Consider the following 17,486-nt stretch of genomic DNA (forward strand, 5'->3'; position numbering starts at 1 on the left):
TCAGTGCTCCTTCATCAGCTCGGCGTACGGGCCTCCGGCGGCGGCGAGGTCCTCGTGGCGTCCGCGTTCGACGACCGTGCCGCGGTTCAGGACGAGGATCTCGTCGCTGTCCCGCACGGTGCTGAGCCGGTGGGCGATCACCACACACGCACAGCCGCGGCGGCGCAGGTTGTCCATCACGATCTGCTCGGTGCGCGCGTCCAGGGCGCTGGTGACCTCGTCCAGGACCAGCACGCTGGGGCGGCGCACCAGGGCGCGGGCGATCTCCAGCCGCTGTCGCTGGCCGCCGGAGAAGTTGCGGCCGTCCTGCTCCACCCGGCAGTGGATCCCCTCGGGGCGCCGGGTGATCACATCGTCGTAGAGCGCGGCGTCCCGCAGGGCCTCGACCACCGCCTCGTCCGGGATCGACGGATCCCACAGCGCCACGTTGTCCCGCACCGTGCCCTCGAACAGGAAGACGTCCTGGTCGACGAAGGATACGGAGGCGGCCAGCGCACCGCGGGGGATGTCCTCCAGGCGCTGTCCGTCGATGCGGATCACCCCCTCCCAGGGGGCATAGAGGCCGGAGACGAGCCGGGAGACGGTGGACTTGCCGCTGCCGGAGGCGCCGACCAGCGCCACCTGGCGGCCGGGGCCGACGGACAGCGAGAAATCGCGCAGCAGCGGTTCGTCCAGCGGGCTGTAGCCGAAGGTGATGTTCTCCAGTGTCACCTGCCCGGTCAGCCGGCGGGTGTCCTCGCGCGGCTCGTCGCGGGTGTAGAGGGAGTCCACCGGGAAGTTCTCCACGTCCTTGAGCCGGGTCACATCGGCGGAGAAGTCCTGGATGCGTCCGGCCACTGAGTTGAGCCGGGTGATGGGCGCGGTGAAGCGGGTCACCAGTGCCTGGAAGGCCACCAGCAGACCGATGGAGATATGGCCCTCGACGGCCCGCAGCCCGCCGATCCAGAGGATGAGGGCGCTGTTGAGCGTGGCGAGGGTGGGCGCGACCACGGCCAGTACGGCGCTCGGGACGCCGAGGCGCTGCTGCTCCTCCAGGGTGATGGCGTGCTGTCCGGCCCAGCGGCGGAAGTAACCGGTCTCCCCGCCGGTGGCCTTCACCGTCTCGATGAGCTGGAGACCGGTGTACGAGGTGGTGGTCAGCCGCGCGGTGTCGGCCCGCAGCTTCTGGGTCCTGGTGGCCCGCAGCCGCACCACCACCCGTATCGCCACCACGTTGAGCAGCGCCAACCCGACGCCGACACCGGTGAGTTGGGGGTCGTAGGTCCACAGCAAAAAGGCGTAGAGCACCACGACGATCCCGTCGACGGCCGCGGCGGCCAGATCGCGGGCGAGGGTTTCGGCGACGGTGTCGTTGGAGCGCAGCCGCTGGACCAGGTCGGCCGGGCTGCGCTGGGCGAAGAAGGTGACGGGCAGCCGCAGCAGATGCCGCAGGAACCGCGCGCTGCTGAGGGTGGAGGAGATGATGCGTCCGCGCAGCAGGTTCGCCTGCTGGACGCCGGTCAGCACGGCGGTGAGCACCACCGCCACGGCCATGGACGCGAACAGCGGCTCCAGCGTCGAGTCCTGGTCGCCGATCAGGAAGGTGTCGATGAAGGTGCGGCTGAGCGCCGGGACCGCGGCCCCCACCGCCACCAGCAGCAGGCTGGCCAGCAGCGAGGCCAGCAGGGTGCCGGTGGTGCCGCGCATGCGCGGCGGCAGGGCGCCCAGCACCCCGGGACGGCGCCCGCCCCGGCGGAAGGACTCCTCGGGTTCGAGGACCAGGACCACACCGGTGAAGCTGGTGTCGAACTCCTCGACGGGGACGAAACGGCGCCCCTTGTCGGGGTCGTTGATGTGGACGCCGCGCTTGCCGAACCGCCGTCCCATGCCGTCGTAGACGACGTAGTGGTTGAACTCCCAGAACAGGATCGCCGGGGCCCGGACCTCCGCGAGGGCCTCGGGCTCCATCTGCATGCCCTTGGCGCGCAGACCATAGCTCCGGGCGGCCTTGAGCAGATTGCTGGCGCGCGATCCGTCCCTGGAGACACCGCAGGCGATCCGCAGCTCTTCCAGCGGCACATGGCGCCCGTAGTGGGCGAGCACCATGGCGAGCGACGCCGCACCGCACTCCAGGGCCTCCATCTGGAGCACGGTGGGGGTGCGCACGGTCCGACGCCGGGTCTTCCTCGGCCCGGCCCCGCCGCGTGGCGCGCGGCGCCGTCCGCGGGTCGGCTGGGGGCGGCGCGCTCCGCTGCTTCCGGCGGGGGCGGGCCGGGGCGGGCCGCCCTGGTTCGTCGCGGTCACGGGAGCAGCCAATCGCTGGGATGTTGGTCGGCCAGGTGGACGGTGCCGCTGGTCAGGGTCATGGAGCCGAGGGCGAACGGCGGGCCCTCGGGGGACGACCAGCGGTAGCCGGAGCGGGTGCCGGAGCTGCGCTCAAGGCGCACCTGGACGGCGACCGGCGGGCCGTGTTTCGAGAACTCCTCGCCGAGTTGCTCGCTGCCGAGGTACGAGCCGATCTGCTGGCTCGACTGGGCGGTCCGGCCGACGGCACGCACTTCACCGCGGAGCACACCGTAGGTCTGCGTCGGCGCGGACTGCACACTGAGGTCGACCGACGCGCCCGGCCGCACCGAGGCCGCCCGGTCCGCGGGGATGTACAGGGTCGCGACCAGGGGATCGTCGGAGTGGCCGACCCGCTCCACGGAGGCGACGTTGGCGCCGGTGTTCAGCACGGAGCCGATCGAGGCGGTGAGAGTGGTGAGCCGGCCGCCCGCGATGGTGCGCACGACCTTGGTGCCACCGGTGGTGCGGACCTTCAGCAGCGGTGCGCCCGCCGGGAGGGTGCTGCCCTCCTGGGCGAGGACGGAGGTCACCTGACCGGCGATCGGGCTCTGCAGCACATAGCTGCCCTGGCCGTGGGTGAGGATCCCGGTGGCATCAAGGGTGTTGGACACGGTGCCGGTGACGGCCCATACGGCGGCACCGGCCATGACCGCCACCGTGACCGCCAGCGCCAGCCATCCCTGGGGTCGGGCGTAGCGCACCGGCAGGTCGATGTCCTCTGCCGACTGCAGCTTGGAGAGAGCCTGCTGGCGGAACTGCACGAAAGTCTTTCCTCAGCCGCGAAGGGAGTGATCAAAGGGGGCCGCGGACCGCCGAGTGCCCCGGACCAGGCAGGCCCGGGGCACAGGGGAGCGGTGAATCAGCCTCAGAGGGTGCCGACGACCCCACCGACGATGCCGGTGGTGTTCAGGCCGGTGAGGCCGTCAACCGTGCCGGTCACGGTGCCGAGGGCGCCGGTCACCGGGCCGGTGACGGAGTCGACGGTGCCGAGGACGTCGCCCACGGGGCTGGCGATCCCGCCCGCCACGTTGTCCAGCTCGGCGTCGGAGATCTCCTGGGTCGCGACCTTGGGCGCGTTGTTCATTGTTGCGTCTCCCTTGGGTGAACGTCTCGTTGAGCTTGCAACGGCGCACGGGAACCGAGGGGAATCAGTTCCCGCGGCATGGACACGGGATGCCCGGAGAACACCGGGCTCCGTGAAATGCCTGAACGCGGAAGGGATGTAACCACGGGGCCCGCCACGCGGCGAATCACCCACGGTCCGGAACCGGGCATTCCGCCACTTTCAGATCACACGGCGGACACACCCGCGCACGTCATCGGCGCCGTTCCCTCACAGAATGGCCACCGACCTCACGTGGCATGGCATTGCTCGGGCGATGCGACGCGCGTCATTTCGGGTCGGACCGCCAGCGCCGGGGCCGAGGTGGCGCATGAAGCGGGTGGCACACATGGCGTCTGTGTAACACGTGTGCCGATCACTTGAAGACCGGGCGAACAAGGCCGCATGCGAGGGCGGGATGGCACGGGAATACGACATGTGCGATTTCAGGCCGCCCGGCCCTCCTCCGGCACCACCTCGCCGTCCGGCACCGGCCCGGGTGCGGTGCCGTCGCCGAACGGGCGCCCGCCCAGCTCCTCACGGTGATGCGGGGTCAGCCAGCCGGAGAGATCGGGACCGAGCGGAACGATGCCGGTGGGGTTGATGTCGGTGTGCACCCGGTAGTAGTGGCGCTTGATGTGGTCGAAGTCGACGGTGTCCCCGAAGCCCGGTGTCTGGAAGAGGTCACGGACGTAGGCCCACAGCACCGGATCCTCGCTGAGCTTGTTGCGGTTGCACTTGAAGTGGCCGTGGTAGACGGCGTCGAAGCGGACCAGCGTGGTGAACAGCCGGATGTCGGCCTCGGTGATGGTGTCGCCGACCAGATAGCGGCGCGTGGACAGCCGCTCGGACAGCTCGTCGAGGCGGACGAAGAGACGTCGGTGCGCATCCTCGTAGGTGTTCTGGTGCTCGGCGAAGCCCGCCCGGTACACACCGTTGTTCACATCGCGGTAGATCCCCTCCGCCACGTCGTCGATCTCGTCGCGGTGCTCCTCGGGGTACAGCTCCGGGGCGCCCTCGCGCTGGAGGGCGGTCCATTCGGTGGCGAGGTCCACGGTGATCCGGTGGAAGTCGTTGGTGACCAGCACTCCACTGGGGACGTCCACGACCGCGGGCACGCTCACCCCGCCCGGATATCCGGTCTCGCGAGCGTCGTACGCCTCACTGAGGAAGGCGATGCCCAGCACCGGGTCCCGGCCCCCCGGGTCCAGGGTGAAGCGCCAGCTGCGCTCGTCCTGGATGGGATCGGTGATGGCCAGCGAGAGGGCCGACTCCAGGCCGAGCAGCCGCCGTGAGATCAGCGCCCGGCTCGCCCACGGGCAGGCCCGGCTGGCCACCAGCCGATAGCGCCCGGCCTCCACCGGCCAGCCGTCCCGGCCGTCGGCGGTGATCCGGTCGGCGAAGTGCGGCCCGGATCGGCGGAATTCCTTGCGCTCGCTGGGTGTCTCCTGGTCAGCGGTGTTCAACGGGACCACCTACCACCTTCCGAAGCGGGAACCGTCGTGAACGGTCCGTGTCACGGTTGCCCTCCGAGGCGTGTGCGCCACGGGTGACACCTACTCGGTTCCACGCCCCGGGAAGGGGTATTCCTCACCGATCGGACAGGGCGGCGCTACGGGGGCGCCGGCGCACCAGCGTTCAAGACCGGAGGCCGGGCCGGGGGCCAGGGTCGGGGCATGCCTGAGAACAAGGGCTGGAAGAGCCCGTATCTCCTGCTCACCATCACCATGCTGCTGTGGGGCAGCGCCTTCTCCAGCTCCAAGTCGGTGGTCGCCCAGATGCCGCACACCGTGGCGGCGCTGCTGCGCTTCGGCGGCGGGGCGGTCGCCCTGCTGACGGCCGTGGCACTCTTCGGCAGACCGGCCGCCCCGGCTTCCGCGCGCGACGGCGGGCGAGCCGCGCTCGCGGGCCTGCTGGGGGTGTTCGCCTACAACGGCTTCTTCTTCTGGGGGCTGTCGCTGGCGCCCTCGCTCGACGCGGGAATCCTCATCCCCGTCCTGAGCCCGGTGCTCACCAGCGCCTTTCTCCTGGTCACCGGCCGTGACCGGCCCTCCGGAGCACGGCTGGCGGGGCTCGTGCTCGGGCTCGCCGGGGCGGTGGTGTTCTTCTTCGGCGCGGGCGGCAGCGCGCACGGCGGCGCCACCCGGCTGTCGGGCGATCTGCTCTATCTGCTCAGCGCGGTGTGCTGGGCCGCGTACACGCTCATCGGGCCCCGGGTGCTGGCCGGTGTCGATCCGCTGCGCGCCACGACCTACGCGACATGTGCGGGGGCGGTGCTGCTGGCGGCGGTCGCCGCACCCGATCTCGGTGAGACGCACTGGAGCGGGCTACCGGCCGGCCTCTGGCTGAACGTGGTGTTCCTCGCCATCGGCCCGGCCGCCGTCGCCAATCTCCTCTACTACCGGGGAGTGGGCGCGGTGGGTCCCGCGTCCGCGTCCTTGATGATGTTCATGGTCCCGGTGATCAACACCGGGTGCGCCATGCTCTTCCTGGGCGAGTCCTTCGGCGGCCTGCAGGCGCTGGGCGCCCTGGTGCTGCTCTCGGGTGCGGTGCTCGCCGTCGCCCGGGGACGTGGACCGGCACGCCCCCGAGTCGGCACCGCGCCCACCGCGGGAAAGAAGCCCTCGGAGCTGTGAGCACCGTACGGCGCCGGCCTGCATCACTCCCCTCGTGGTGATACAGACCGGCGCCACGCTGGGAGGCGGAGCTTCGTTCCCGCGCTGCGCGGCAGGAGTGACGGTAAAGCGGATCACCGGGGCGGGCAACGGTGCACGGTGCGCATCGCGCGCCTGTGATATGTGCACGGTGCGCAGTCAGTCCACCGGTTGGAGCCCGATGATGTGCAGGGCGTGCACCAGGTCGTGGATCCCGGAGCCGGTGGTGAGCAGGTCACGGCTGAGCAGGTGCTCGGCGGCCCGCAGATGGGCCCGGACGGTGTTCCGGCTGCGACCGAGATGGCGGGCGGTCCGCTGGGCGTCGGTGTTCGCGTCGATCCAGGCGCACAGGGTGGCGTACAGATCGCGGCCACGGGTGTCCTGGAGCGGGCGGAGGAATTCCCGCGCCCAGGCGTGTGCGGGCTCGGTGCGGAAGAGCTCGTCCAAAGTGGGCTCCGGCCGCCCGCGCTCGGCGCCGAAACCGCCGTCCGGCTGCCCTCCGGCCAGGCAGAAGGCCAGGTCGAGGGCGGCCCTGGTGCGCACATCGCCCAAGTCCAGGCCGAGGGTAGCCTCCACCCGGCTGAGGTGGTGGGAGACGGTGTTGCGGCTGATGTCCAGCAGCCGGGCCACGGCGGACCGGGGGAAGGTGACGGCGAGCCGGGTGATGTCGAGGGTGGCCCTCGGGGTGGATCCCAGTGGCCGCAGCAGGGCGCGGGCCCAGGTGCCTGCCTCCGTATGGGGCAGCAGCGGCACCAGGGGTGTCCGGCCCAGATAGGCGGCCATCCGCTCGGGCGTATGGCGCGCGGCGGCCAGGGCGTGCAGGGCCTGCCCGTACGCCTCGGCCGTCGCGCCGAGCGGATACGGGCTGCTGATGCCCAGTGCGTACTGCGGGTTGTCCCGCACCAGGCGGCGCAGCACCGTGCCCTGGCCTTGGGTCACTTCGGGGCCGTCGGCAAAGACGCGGCCCGAAACGTCGGCGGCCTCACGGTCCACCTCAGCGGTGGCCTGGTCGGCGGACTCGTCAGCGGACTCGTTGTCGGACCCGTCGGCGGACTCGTCGGCAGACCCGTCGGCTACGAGACAGATGAGGTGTTCCTCGAAGGCCGGGCAGTGCACCATCAGACCCGTGCCGTGGTAGCCCGATCCGTCCTGGTAGGTCTGCGCCAGCCGGTCCCGGTCCTCCGAGGGGCAGTGCAGCAGATAGACACGCAGCCGCTCGGCGTCCAGCAACGCGGGGACCGCGCCGGTGGTCATCCGGCGGGCCAGGGTGAGGTCTCCCGCCAGCAGAGCGCTGAACACGGCGAACCGCAGTTGCCGCGCCTTGTGCTGATAGCCGAGGAAGGTGGTGTCCGCGTCCTGCGCCCGGTCCAGGAGCGCGATGAGGCTCCCGGCGTGCGAGACCAGCGACGCCGCTTCGCGGGTGGGCGCCGAGGTACCGGCCACCACCAGGACGGGGCGTGGCGCGCGGGGGCCGAGCGCCTCCAGACGCACCTGAAAGGCGCCGCTCTCGGTGACCGCCGCGGCCATCTGACCACCGGCCAGCCGGGACAGCGTCGGCTTGAGCGAGGGCAGGATCTGGCGCGGAAAGCGCGCCGTGGCGGTCTCGACCGCACCCGCGCTCCCGACCAGCGCGACATCGGCGTCGATCTGCGGTCCCAGCCAGTCGAGAACCGCCCGCGGATCCGCCCCGGCCCCCCGGCTCATCTGCCGCCGCACCTCGTGCAGCAATTCGTCCAGCCGCCCGGTGTGCGCCCGTGCCTCCACAGCAGTGCTCCTCCCCACCCCCGCGGTGCGCCATACCGCGCGGACCGATCGGCGGTCCGCGCACCCGCCGTACTTTATGACCGGTTCACGGGACCTCGTGAAGTGCTGGGGACATCGGGCCGGTTCCGCGAGGCGGGCGTGGCGGATGGGGAGGTGTCCGCGCAGGCCAGGGCGGTGCGTAGGGGGCGCGGCGGGGCTGTTAGGTTGACGTGCCCAATTGAACGGGGAAAAGGAGATCACGTGCGCAAGGCAGTGCACATGGCGATCACTTCGGTCATCGTCGGTCTTGTCGTCAGCGGCTGCGGAGACAGTGACGACGGGAAGAAGGAATCGAAGCCGAGCGGCGAAGCCACCCAGACCGCCCAGCAGTCGCCGAGCTCGAGCCCGGCGGCCCAGGGCACGATCATCGAGCGTTCGGCCGGGTCCTGGAAGTCCATCGTGGCGGCGAAGTCCGACGACGCCCTGGCGACCCTCACCATCGCGGACGGCAAAGTCACGGCGAAGGGGCCGAAGCTCGACTGCACCGGCACGCTGAAGTCCGGCCAGAAGGGCGCCGAGGACGAGCCTTCCCTGACCCTGTCGTGCAAGGGCGGCAGCGACGGCGGCCGGGGCGAGGGCACCGTGGGGATGAAGGGCGACGACGCCCTGGCGATCAACTGGAAGGGCCCCGAGGGCGGCTTCGGCGGTCCCGTCGACAGCTTCCGCCGGGCGGGCTGACCTTCAGGCACGCACAGGCCACCGCGAGGCGGGCAACGGCCGCCGTGGCCTCCCCATGGCCGCGGTGGCCGAGCGGAGGACGACGCGCGTGACGTGGCCACGGACTCAGTCCACCGAGCGGAACAGGCCCTCCAGCGCGCTCGCCACCTGGTCGGCCGAGAGCGGGTCGTCGACACCGCCCATCGCGTAGATGCCCCGGTCCAGTTTGATGCCGCGTGTCATCGCGCCGAGCAGCGTGGCCAGTTCGGTGCCGCGCAGGGCGGGCCGGTGCCCGGCCCGATCGAACAGCCCGTCCAGCATGGTGCCGATGCGGCGGCTGAACCTCTTCTCGTGTTCCACCAGCGCGGCGGCGGCATCGCCGTCCCGGAGCGCCATCAGCCGGAATTCGAGGTGGATGAAGACCCACCGGGCGTCCAGGTGCTCGCCATTGAAGATCTCGGCGAAGGTCCGGGCGAGCTGGGGGGCCAGATCCCGTCCGGTGTCCATCTCGGCGATCCGCTCCTGGATGTAGTCGGCCGTGCGGTCGCTGTGCCGCCGGAAGACATCGAGGAAGAGCTTCAGCTTGCTGTCGTAATTGGAGTAGAAGGCCCCGGTGGTCCTGCCCGCGCACTGGCAGATGTATCCGATCGAGGCCCCGTGGAAGCCGCGTTCGGAGAACGCCCGCTCCGCCCCGACGATCAGCGCTTCCACGGTCTTTGACCGCTGCGGCGGCATCGGTGTGCCCCTCTCCTCCAGTTGTTCGGAAACCTGGCCAGATCCGTACGGTAGCCGATCCGTCCCCCTGTTCAGTAGGGAACCCTATCGGTAGCGTTCCCTACTGAAAGCCGCGGCCGACGGCTCCGGGACGTTCGCCCCCGGAAAGTTCGAGGAATCACGAAGGAGAGCCATCGTGAACGCTCCGATGCCCACGACCCATGACGACCTCCGAGACCTCCACGACCTCCCTTCGTATCCGAACGAGCGGGACGATTACGTCAACCCGGCGCGTGCGCTGCTCACCGGGCCACCGATCAGCCCGCTGAGGTTCGCCGGCGGCAGCGCAGGCTGGCTGGTGACCGGATATCACGAGGCGCGGGAGGTGCTGCGGGATTCCCGGTTCAGCGCCGAGCGCTGGCGTGGCGACGACACGATGCGGAAGGTCCCCGAGTCGATCCGCCGGGACCGCAGCAGCGGGGCGGGGTCATTCCTGGCCATGGACGCGCCGGAGCACGGCCACTACCGGGGGCAGCTCACGCGCTACTTCACGGTGCGGCGGATGCGCGAGCTGGAAGCGCGCGTCGAAGACATCGTTGCCAACCAGCTGGACGCGCTGGAGGCGGCCGGTAAACCGGCCGATCTGGTGCGGCACTTCGCCCTGCCCATCCCCTCGCTGGTGATCTGCGAGATGCTCGGTGTGCCGTACGAGGAGCGGGAGTTCTTCCAGACCGTCGCCGCGCGGCTGCTCCGCCAGGACCGCACCGATGAGGAGTTCGTCGCCGGGAAGACCGCACTCGACGACTTCCTGCGCACACTGGTCGAGGCCAAGCGCAAGGAGCCGCAGGACGATCTGATCTCCCTGCTGACCGCCGTCGACGAGCTCAATGACATGGAGATCGGCGGTATCGCGGGGCTGCTGCTGATCGCCGGCCACGAGACCACCACCAACATGCTCAGCCTCGGCACCTTCGCCCTGCTGCGCCGGCCCGAGCAGTTCGAGCGGCTGCGGGCCGACGAGTCGCTCCTTCCGACGGCCGTCGAGGAGCTGCTGCGCTACCTCAGCATCGTCAACGCCTTCCCGGTCCGCATCGCGCTGGAGGACGTGGTCGTCGGCGGTGTCACCATCAAGGCGGGCCAGTCCGTGGCCGTCTCGGTCCCGGCGGCCAACCGGGACCCGGCGCTGGTGGACGACCCGGACACGCTCGACGTCGGGCGTCCCCGCAGCAGCCATCTGGCCTTCGGATACGGCATCCATCAGTGTCTCGGGCAGCATCTGGCCAGGATCGAGCTGGTGTCGGGCTACCGCGGACTGATCCGCCGGTTCCCGGGGCTGCGGCTCGCCGTGCCCCCGGAGGAGGTCCGGATGCGCAGCGACATGATCATTTACGGAGCCCATGAGCTGCCCGTCACCTGGTGACAACGCCGGGCGGGATCCGGCCTTCGCACACGGCGCCGGACGGGCCCGGTCTCCGCACAGCCGAAATCATCACATGACCTCCACGCACACGGGGTTCATGTGATGATTCGGTGACTCCGGCTCGTCCGGGCCGGGGGTGTGGAGGGGAAATACACGTGAAGTCAACGACCTTCAGATCCGCCGTGGGGGCCGTGCTGACGGCGGCCCTGTCCGCCGTGGTCCTGCCCGCCTCCGCCGCGAGCGCGGCGGAGAGCCCGGCGGCGGCCGGCACCGTGGACACCGCGACCGCACGGTCCTTCGGGCGCCTGGCCGACGCGGTGCTGACCCAGCGCACGGCGGCGCTGCTGGACACCAAGGAGTCGGTGCGGCGCGCCGCCCCGCTCGCCGAGAAGAACGTCCGCCTGTCGGCCGGCCAGACCCGGACCGAGGACACCGCGCTGTCCGCGCTGCGCACCCGCAAGGCGCGGCTCGCGTCCTTGGGCGAGGCGTACACATCCGCCGACACCCGGGTGGCGGTGGACCGGGTGCGGGTCGAGGCCGGGCGCGCCACCGTCCAGGCCACCGAGACCACGACGCTGGCCTACAAGAAGATACGCGGCGACGAGCCCGCGACGACCGGCTTCCAGGCACACCACCGGCTGAGCTTCGCCGCCACCGCGGACGGGAAGTGGCAGCTGACCGGCCTCACCTCGACCGACCACGGCCCGCTGGCGGTCAACGAGCCCGCCACGGCGCCGGTGGCGGCGGCCAGGACGACGGCCCTGCCCGATGCGACGCCCGCCGCCATCTCGGTGCCGTCCCGGCAGCAGACGAAGCCCGCGGGAAGCTACAACTACGCGGCGATGGCCTCGTACGCCGAGAAGTACTGGCAGAACTACAACCCCGCCTACCGGAAGTTCAACGAGGCCGGTGGCGACTGCACCAACTTCGTCAGCCAGGCTCTGAAGGCGGGCGGCTGGGCCAACACGTCCGGCGACGCCGAGGACTACCGCAGCTGGTGGTACGACACCTCGTACCAGTCGACGTCCTGGGTGGGCGCCAACGAGTGGTCGTGGTTCACGCTGGACGCCAAGCGCGCCACCAACCTGGCGAACGTCTACTACATGGGCGTCGGCGACGTCATGCAGATGGACTTCGACAAGGACGGGTCCAAGGACCACACCATGGTCGTCACCTACCGGAGCTCCAGCGGGGTCCCGTATCTGACCTACCACTCGGTCAACACCTACCGGAAGTCCGTGGCCAGCATCATCGCCTCGTATCCGACCTCGGCGTACTACGCCTACCGCACCTGATCGGGCCTCCCCGTGACCGTGGACCCCGCCCCTCCTGGGCAGGGTCCATCGCATTTGCCCCCGGCCAGGGGCGGTATGTCACAGTGGGCCGTCCCTCCCCTTCTCCTCACCCTTCCGAAAGTGATGCAGTCCACGACGTTCCCTCCCCGCACCGCGGATCTGTTCACCCAGGGCCTGGAGGACCGCCCGGGCTCCGCCCTGCTGCGTTTCGGCGCGGCGCGCCGACGCCCGGCCGACCGGCTCAGCTGGTCCGGTCCCGGGGCCGTGGCCTGGCTCGATGGCTCCCGGGGCCATGTGTGGAGTGTCGGGAAGCCGGTGGCCGCCGCCGGGCTGGTGCTGGGCGCGGCACAGCGCCTTCCCGACGATGTGAAGGAGTTCACGGGTCCCCGCGGCACCGGCGCCCTGGTCGCCCGCCATCTGCCGATCGCCGATGTGGTCGACTGGGTCTTCCGCTGGACACCGGACGAGCCGCCCGTCCATCCGGGTGAGGAGCGGGTGGTCGAGCTCGGCGAACGCCACCATGAGGAGCTGCTGGCCTTCCTCCGGGAGCACAGCCCGGCGCATTCGACCGGCCCCGGCTCCTCCGGTATCAGCCTGTGGGCCGGGATCCGGGGCGAGGACGGGAGGCTGGTGGCCTGCGGCGCCCTGAGCAGCCTGCGGGACAGCGGCGCCCCGCTGATGGCGTCCGTGGCGACCGACGCCCGGCAGCGCGGCCAGGGCCTCGGCGCGGCGCTGACCTCGTGGCTCACCCGGTACGCCGTACGCCGGCACGGCTTCTGCACATTGTGGCAGCTCGCCGACAACGCCCCCGCCGAACGGCTCTACACCCGCCTCGGCTACCGCAACGAGGACCTCTGCGTGGCCGCGCGGATCGCCACGCGCTGAGCCCGACACCTCCGCCACGCGCTGAGCCCGACACCTCGATCCCGAAACCCGGCGCACACCGGCCAGCGGCCGACCCCGTGATGTGATGTCCGCACGGTGTTCACCCGACGGACGCCGAAGCGACGTCAGCACGCCTGCGTACACACACGTCTTCGAGCCGCGAGAGATGGAGTGACGCCATGCCGGGCGCCCTGTCACGACGTTCCGCCCTGTCCTTCCTGGGAGGGGCGATGGCCGTCGCCGCCACCGGTGGGGGCGGCTGGCCGGCGGCCGCGGCCGAGCGCGTTTCCGGCCCCGGAGCCGCGCCCGGTCCCGCGAGTGGTCCCGCCTCCCGGGTGGACACGCTCATCGGCCGGATGACGCTCGAGGAGAAGGTCTCGCTGCTGCACGGCGCGAAGGACCCCCACAGCCTCGGGCAGGCGGGCTACACCCCCGGTGTCCCCCGGCTCGGCATTCCCCCACTGCGGCTCGCCGACGGGCCCGCGGGCGTACGGGTCGCCCGGCGGGCCACCGCGCTGCCCGCGCCGGTGCTGCTCGCCTCCGCCTTCGACCCGGCCCTGGCGCGGGAGTACGGGCGCGCCATCGGGCGCGAGGGCCGCGCACTGGGCCAGGATGTGCTGCTCTCCCCCATGGTCAACCTCATCCGCGCCCCGTACGCCGGGCGCAACTTCGAGACCTTCGGCGAGGACCCCCTGCTCGCCTCCGAGCTGGTGGCCGAGGAAGTGCGTGGCATCCAGGGCGAGGGCCTGATCGCCACCGTCAAACACTTCGCCCTGAACAACCAGGAGCACGAGCGCGAATCGATCGATGTCGTCGTCGACGAGCGGACGATGCGGGAGACGGAGCTGCCCGGCTTCGAGGCGGCCGTACGGGCGGGCGCCGGGGCGGTCATGGGCGCCTACAACAAGGTCAACGGGGCCTTCGCCGGTGAGAGCGAGCCACTGCTGACGGGCGTGCTGCGCGAGGACTGGGGCTTCGACGGCTGGGTGATGACCGACTGGCACGCCGCCCACAGCACCGCGGCGGCCCTCGGCGCCGGGCTCGACATGGAGATGCCCGACAGCAAGTACTTCGGCGCCGCCCTGCTCAGGGCGGTGGCCGACGGGGCCGTACCGGAGGCCGAGGTGGACCGCGCGGCCGGCCGCGTCCTGACCGTCATGGACCGCTTCGGCCTGCTGGACGGCGGCGCCCCGCCGCGGCCCGGCCGGGACCCCGGGGCCGGGGCCCGCACCGCGCTGAAGGTCGCGACGGCGGGCGGCATCCTGCTGCGCAATGAGCACGGAACACTGCCGCTGACCGGGCCCGCCGCCCGGTCGATCGCCGTCGTCGGGCCCGCCGGCTCCATCCCCTTCGTCAGTGGCGGTGGCAGCGCCCATGTGGTCCCCGACCACGCCGCGAGCCCGCTGGAGGCGATGCGCGAGCGCGCCGGGAAGGGGGCCCGGGTGGAGTACGCCCTGGGCGAGGATGTGTTCGGCAAGAAGCTGCCCGCCGCCGCGCTCTCCCCGGCCACCGGGCTGGAGGAGCGGAAAGTGGCGGCGGGGAAGAGCTGGAGCCACGACGGCACCCTCACCGTCGCCGAGGCCGACGAGTGGACGTTCGTCCTGCATTTCAGCGGCCCGCCCGCCGGCCGCCCGAAGGTCCTGCTGGACGGCGAGGAGCTGTTCCCGTTCCGGCCCGGCTTGGGCGAGTACTTCACCGGTGGCTTTCTCAGCGCCGCCCCGGACGGGCTCGCCGTGCGCCGGGCGGCCGTCGCGCTGACGGCGGGGAAGCACCGGCTGAAGGTCACCGCCAAGGGCGGCGGGGAAGGGCTGACCTTCCGGCTGCGCCGCACCACCTCCGCCACTCGCGCCGCCGATGTCGACAAGGCCGTGCGCGCCGCCCGCGCAGCGCACAGTGTGGTGCTCTTCGCCCACGAGGACGCCACCGAGGGCAGGGACCGCACCACCATCGCGCTGCCCGGCCATCAGAACGCGCTGATCGCTGCTGTCACCACGGCAAACCCGCGCACCACCGTGGTCCTGAACACCTCCTCGTGCACGTCGATGCCCTGGCTGGACCGCACCGGCGCGGTCCTCCAGATGTACTACCCGGGGCAGGAGGGCGCCGCCGCCACCACCGCACTGCTCTTCGGCGACGCCAACCCCAGTGGGCGGCTCACCCAGTCCTTCCCCGTTTCCGACGACCGCCATCCGATGGCCAAGGACCCCCGGCGCTACCCCGGGGTGAACGGCCGTGAGGAGTACTCCGAGGGCATCCGGGTCGGCTATCGCTGGTACGACGCCGAGGACGTACGGCCGCTCTTCCCCTTCGGCCACGGCCTGTCGTACACCACCTTCGCCTATGCGGGGCTGCGGCTGCGAAGACGCGGAAGCGGGCTGGAGGCGGTCTTCACCGTGCGCAACACCGGGCGGCGGGCCGGGGCGGAGGTGGCCCAGGTGTATGTGGGGCCCTCCCCCGAGCTGCCGCTCGACCAGGCCGAACGGGCCCTGGCCGGATTCCGGCGGGTCCATCTGCGGCCCGGTGAGGCGCGGCAGGTGACCGTGCGGGTGGCCGCCCGGACGCTGTCCTCCTGGGACACCGAACGCCAGGGCTGGGTGCTGGGCACCGGGCGCCGGACCGTGGAAGTGGGCTCCTCCTCCCGCGATCCGCGGCTGCGAGGACGGATCGAGGTCCGCCACGGGGGCCTAGGCCGGTCGTGGCCGGAAGCCCCGTCAGCCGTGGCCGAAGTCTCGTCCGCCGTGGCCGCCTTCGCAGAGGACGGCTACGCTAGTATGGCGCGCGTGCAACTAATGGCGCACGCAAGCATTGAGGCATCGACGAAGGAGCGCCGTGCAGATCGACCTTTCCGGTAGGACCGCCCTGGTCACCGGCTCCACGCAGGGCATTGGATTCGCCATCGCCGCCGGCCTGGCGCGGGCGGGCGCCCGAGTCGCCGTCAACGGGCGCCGGCAGGAGTCCGTCGAGGCCGCCATCCAGAAGCTGGAGGAGCACACGGAGGGCGGCTCGTTCATTCCCGCCCCCGGCGACATCACGTCCGAGGACGGCGCCCGCGAGGTCACCGGGGCCGTGCCGGACGTCGATGTCCTGGTCAACAACCTCGGCATCTTCGGGACCACTCCGGCGCTGGAGATCAGCGACGACGAGTGGCGGCGCTATTTCGAGGTGAACGTCCTGGCCTCCGTCCGGATGATCCGGAGCCTGCTGCCCGGAATGAAGGACCGCGCATGGGGCCGGATCCTGAACGTGGCCAGTGACTCCGCCGTCGTCATCCCGGCCGAGATGATCCACTACGGGATGTCGAAGACCGCGCTGCTCGCGGTCACCCGCGGCTTCGCCAAGGAGGCCGCCGGTACGGGCGTCACCGTCAACTCGCTGATCGCCGGGCCGACCCACACCGGCGGCGTCGAGGACTTCGTGTACGAGCTGGTGGACCCGGAGTTGCCCTGGGAGGAGGCCCAGCGGGAGTTCATGGCCAAGTACCGGCCGCAGTCGCTGATCCAGCGGCTGATCGAGCCCGAGGAGATCGCCAACATGGCGGTCTACCTCAGCTCGCCGCTCGCCTCGGCCACCACCGGCGGAGCCGTGCGTGCCGACGGCGGCTACGTCGACTCGATCCTCCCCTGACACCCGCCCCAGCGCCTTCCTGACGCCTGCTTCGGAGCCCCCGATCCCTGCTTCCGCGCGCCCTTCCGGTGGGAACCGTTCCGCGTGGACCGGGGGTCCCTAGGGAGCGAAGAAGCAGACAACCTGGGGGGTTCTGTTGAGCAATGACGCACTTGCGCATCCTGACCGCATCAGAGCGAGCCACTGGATCACCGTTCTGAGACGGCAATTCCCCGAGCTGCAATCGGAGTTGGCGCCCTCCCCGCACCGTTCCGGCCTCGGCCGACCGCGGGGAGGCGCCGACCGCCGCGGGCCTTCGGAGCCGTTACGCCTGCGGGTCTCCGACACCGTACGCGACATCACGGACGGCGTCGTGGAACTGGAGGAGGCCGTGCACGACCGGCTCGGGCTGCCGCCCACGGGCAGGGGAACGGTCGAGGTCAGACTGGCCCGTCTCGCGGAGCTGCTGGAACGGGTCGAGGCCGACCCGTCGCTGATGCGCCATCTGCTGGACGAGGTCAGCGGAATGGCGCGGCGCTGCTCGGGCACCCTCGGGGACGCCGAGCCCGTGGTCCGGCTGCGCGGCCGGTGCCCGCTGTGTGCCTCGGTCTCGCTGCGGGCCTTTCCGCGGCGGCGGGCGGTGCTGTGCATCAACCCCGGCTGCCGCTGCCCGCACACCGCGTGCGGCTGCCATGCGGACCGGGCACATCGGCACTCCTGGCCGGAGGGCGAGTGGGCGGAGCTGGCGGTCGGCGGCGCGGTCGTCCTGGAGGAGATCACCGCCGCCCTGAACGGAGGTTCCACCGTCGTGGCGGTGAGCCGATGAGGACCACACAGGCGCCCGAGTATCCGTTGCTGACCGCAGCAGTGGCCGCCGTGGAGGTGGGCGTCACCCCGGCCACCATCCGCAAGTGGGTACAGCTGAAGCATCTGCGGCCCGCGGGGCGTCAGGGCAAGGCGTTTCTCTATCGGCTGGAGGATGTGTTCGCGGCCGAGCGGGCCACACGACGACGTACGTGACCTGCGGG

15 protein-coding genes are annotated in these 17,486 nt (G+C 71.4%); 9 read left to right on the top strand and 6 right to left on the bottom strand.

The genetic code is table 11. From position 1 onward, the window contains the following. The 4 genes from AS97_RS03440 to AS97_RS03455 all read right to left on the bottom strand — a co-directional run bounded on the left by AS97_RS03440 (window position 1) and on the right by AS97_RS03455 (window position 4,893). Window positions 1-2,130, bottom strand: coding sequence for an NHLP family bacteriocin export ABC transporter peptidase/permease/ATPase subunit (locus tag AS97_RS03440; RefSeq protein ID WP_210567124.1), 2,130 nt, complete (start codon window positions 2,128-2,130; stop codon window positions 1-3). 149 nt (window positions 2,131-2,279) lie between these two features. Continuing rightward, window positions 2,280-3,086: an HlyD family efflux transporter periplasmic adaptor subunit gene (locus tag AS97_RS03445; RefSeq protein ID WP_059148371.1), complete on the bottom strand. Its 807-nt coding sequence runs from the start codon at window positions 3,084-3,086 to the stop codon at window positions 2,280-2,282. A 104-nt stretch (window positions 3,087-3,190) separates the two neighbouring features. Then, a complete protein-coding gene (locus AS97_RS03450) occupies window positions 3,191-3,409 on the bottom strand; it encodes a hypothetical protein (protein ID WP_059148372.1) in 219 nt (72 codons plus the stop codon). Window positions 3,410-3,873: 464 nt separating this feature from the next. Next, the gene (locus tag AS97_RS03455; RefSeq protein ID WP_210564316.1) at window positions 3,874-4,893 is read right to left on the bottom strand and encodes a glutathione S-transferase C-terminal domain-containing protein; all 1,020 of its coding nucleotides are present in this window, start codon (window positions 4,891-4,893) and stop codon (window positions 3,874-3,876) included. Window positions 4,894-5,103: 210 nt separating this feature from the next. On the opposite strand from AS97_RS03455, the gene AS97_RS03460 reads away from it, so the two are divergent. Next, the gene (locus AS97_RS03460; protein WP_210564317.1) at window positions 5,104-6,063 is read left to right on the top strand and encodes a DMT family transporter; all 960 of its coding nucleotides are present in this window, start codon (window positions 5,104-5,106) and stop codon (window positions 6,061-6,063) included. Between the two features lie 177 nt (window positions 6,064-6,240). On the opposite strand, the gene AS97_RS03465 is transcribed toward AS97_RS03460, so the two are convergent. Next, on the bottom strand, window positions 6,241-7,845 hold the full coding sequence (locus AS97_RS03465; RefSeq protein ID WP_210564318.1) for a helix-turn-helix domain-containing protein: 1,605 nt from the start codon (window positions 7,843-7,845) through the stop codon (window positions 6,241-6,243). 240 nt (window positions 7,846-8,085) lie between these two features. Between AS97_RS03465 and AS97_RS03470 the strand changes: the two genes are divergently transcribed. Further along, entirely contained in the window at window positions 8,086-8,562 is a 477-nt protein-coding gene (locus AS97_RS03470) for a hypothetical protein (protein ID WP_059148375.1), read from the top strand. Between the two features lie 105 nt (window positions 8,563-8,667). Here the strand turns inward: AS97_RS03470 and AS97_RS03475 are convergent, their stop codons facing one another. Next, entirely contained in the window at window positions 8,668-9,276 is a 609-nt protein-coding gene (locus AS97_RS03475) for a TetR/AcrR family transcriptional regulator (protein WP_059148376.1), read from the bottom strand. A 175-nt stretch (window positions 9,277-9,451) separates the two neighbouring features. Between AS97_RS03475 and AS97_RS03480 the strand changes: the two genes are divergently transcribed. From AS97_RS03480 to AS97_RS03510, 7 genes are all read left to right on the top strand, one after another. Continuing rightward, window positions 9,452-10,675 carry a cytochrome P450 gene (locus AS97_RS03480; RefSeq protein WP_079059828.1) on the top strand — a complete coding sequence of 408 codons (1,224 nt, stop codon included), beginning with the start codon at window positions 9,452-9,454 and terminating at the stop codon, window positions 10,673-10,675. A gap of 155 nt (window positions 10,676-10,830) precedes the next feature. Beyond that, complete coding sequence (locus tag AS97_RS03485) at window positions 10,831-11,970, top strand: amidase domain-containing protein (RefSeq protein ID WP_210564319.1); 1,140 nt, start codon at window positions 10,831-10,833, stop codon at window positions 11,968-11,970. Between the two features lie 123 nt (window positions 11,971-12,093). After that, window positions 12,094-12,855, top strand: a complete 762-nt coding sequence (locus AS97_RS03490) for a GNAT family N-acetyltransferase (RefSeq protein WP_086710484.1) — start codon at window positions 12,094-12,096, stop codon at window positions 12,853-12,855. 179 nt (window positions 12,856-13,034) lie between these two features. After that, the gene (locus AS97_RS03495; protein WP_247204214.1) at window positions 13,035-15,707 is read left to right on the top strand and encodes a glycoside hydrolase family 3 N-terminal domain-containing protein; all 2,673 of its coding nucleotides are present in this window, start codon (window positions 13,035-13,037) and stop codon (window positions 15,705-15,707) included. Next, a complete protein-coding gene (locus tag AS97_RS03500; protein ID WP_059148381.1) occupies window positions 15,685-16,479 on the top strand; it encodes an SDR family oxidoreductase in 795 nt (264 codons plus the stop codon). The genes AS97_RS03495 and AS97_RS03500 overlap by 23 nt, the downstream gene beginning before the upstream one ends. A gap of 352 nt (window positions 16,480-16,831) precedes the next feature. Then, window positions 16,832-17,284: a hypothetical protein gene (locus AS97_RS03505; protein ID WP_210564320.1), complete on the top strand. Its 453-nt coding sequence runs from the start codon at window positions 16,832-16,834 to the stop codon at window positions 17,282-17,284. Then, window positions 17,281-17,478, top strand: coding sequence for a helix-turn-helix domain-containing protein (locus tag AS97_RS03510; protein WP_037953897.1), 198 nt, complete (start codon window positions 17,281-17,283; stop codon window positions 17,476-17,478). The genes AS97_RS03505 and AS97_RS03510 overlap by 4 nt, the downstream gene beginning before the upstream one ends. The last annotated feature ends 8 nt before the right edge of the window (window positions 17,479-17,486 follow it).

The organism is Streptomyces sp. AgN23, assembly GCF_001598115.1.
In the GTDB taxonomy this organism is placed as follows: Bacteria; Actinomycetota; Actinomycetes; order Streptomycetales; family Streptomycetaceae; genus Streptomyces; species Streptomyces antimycoticus.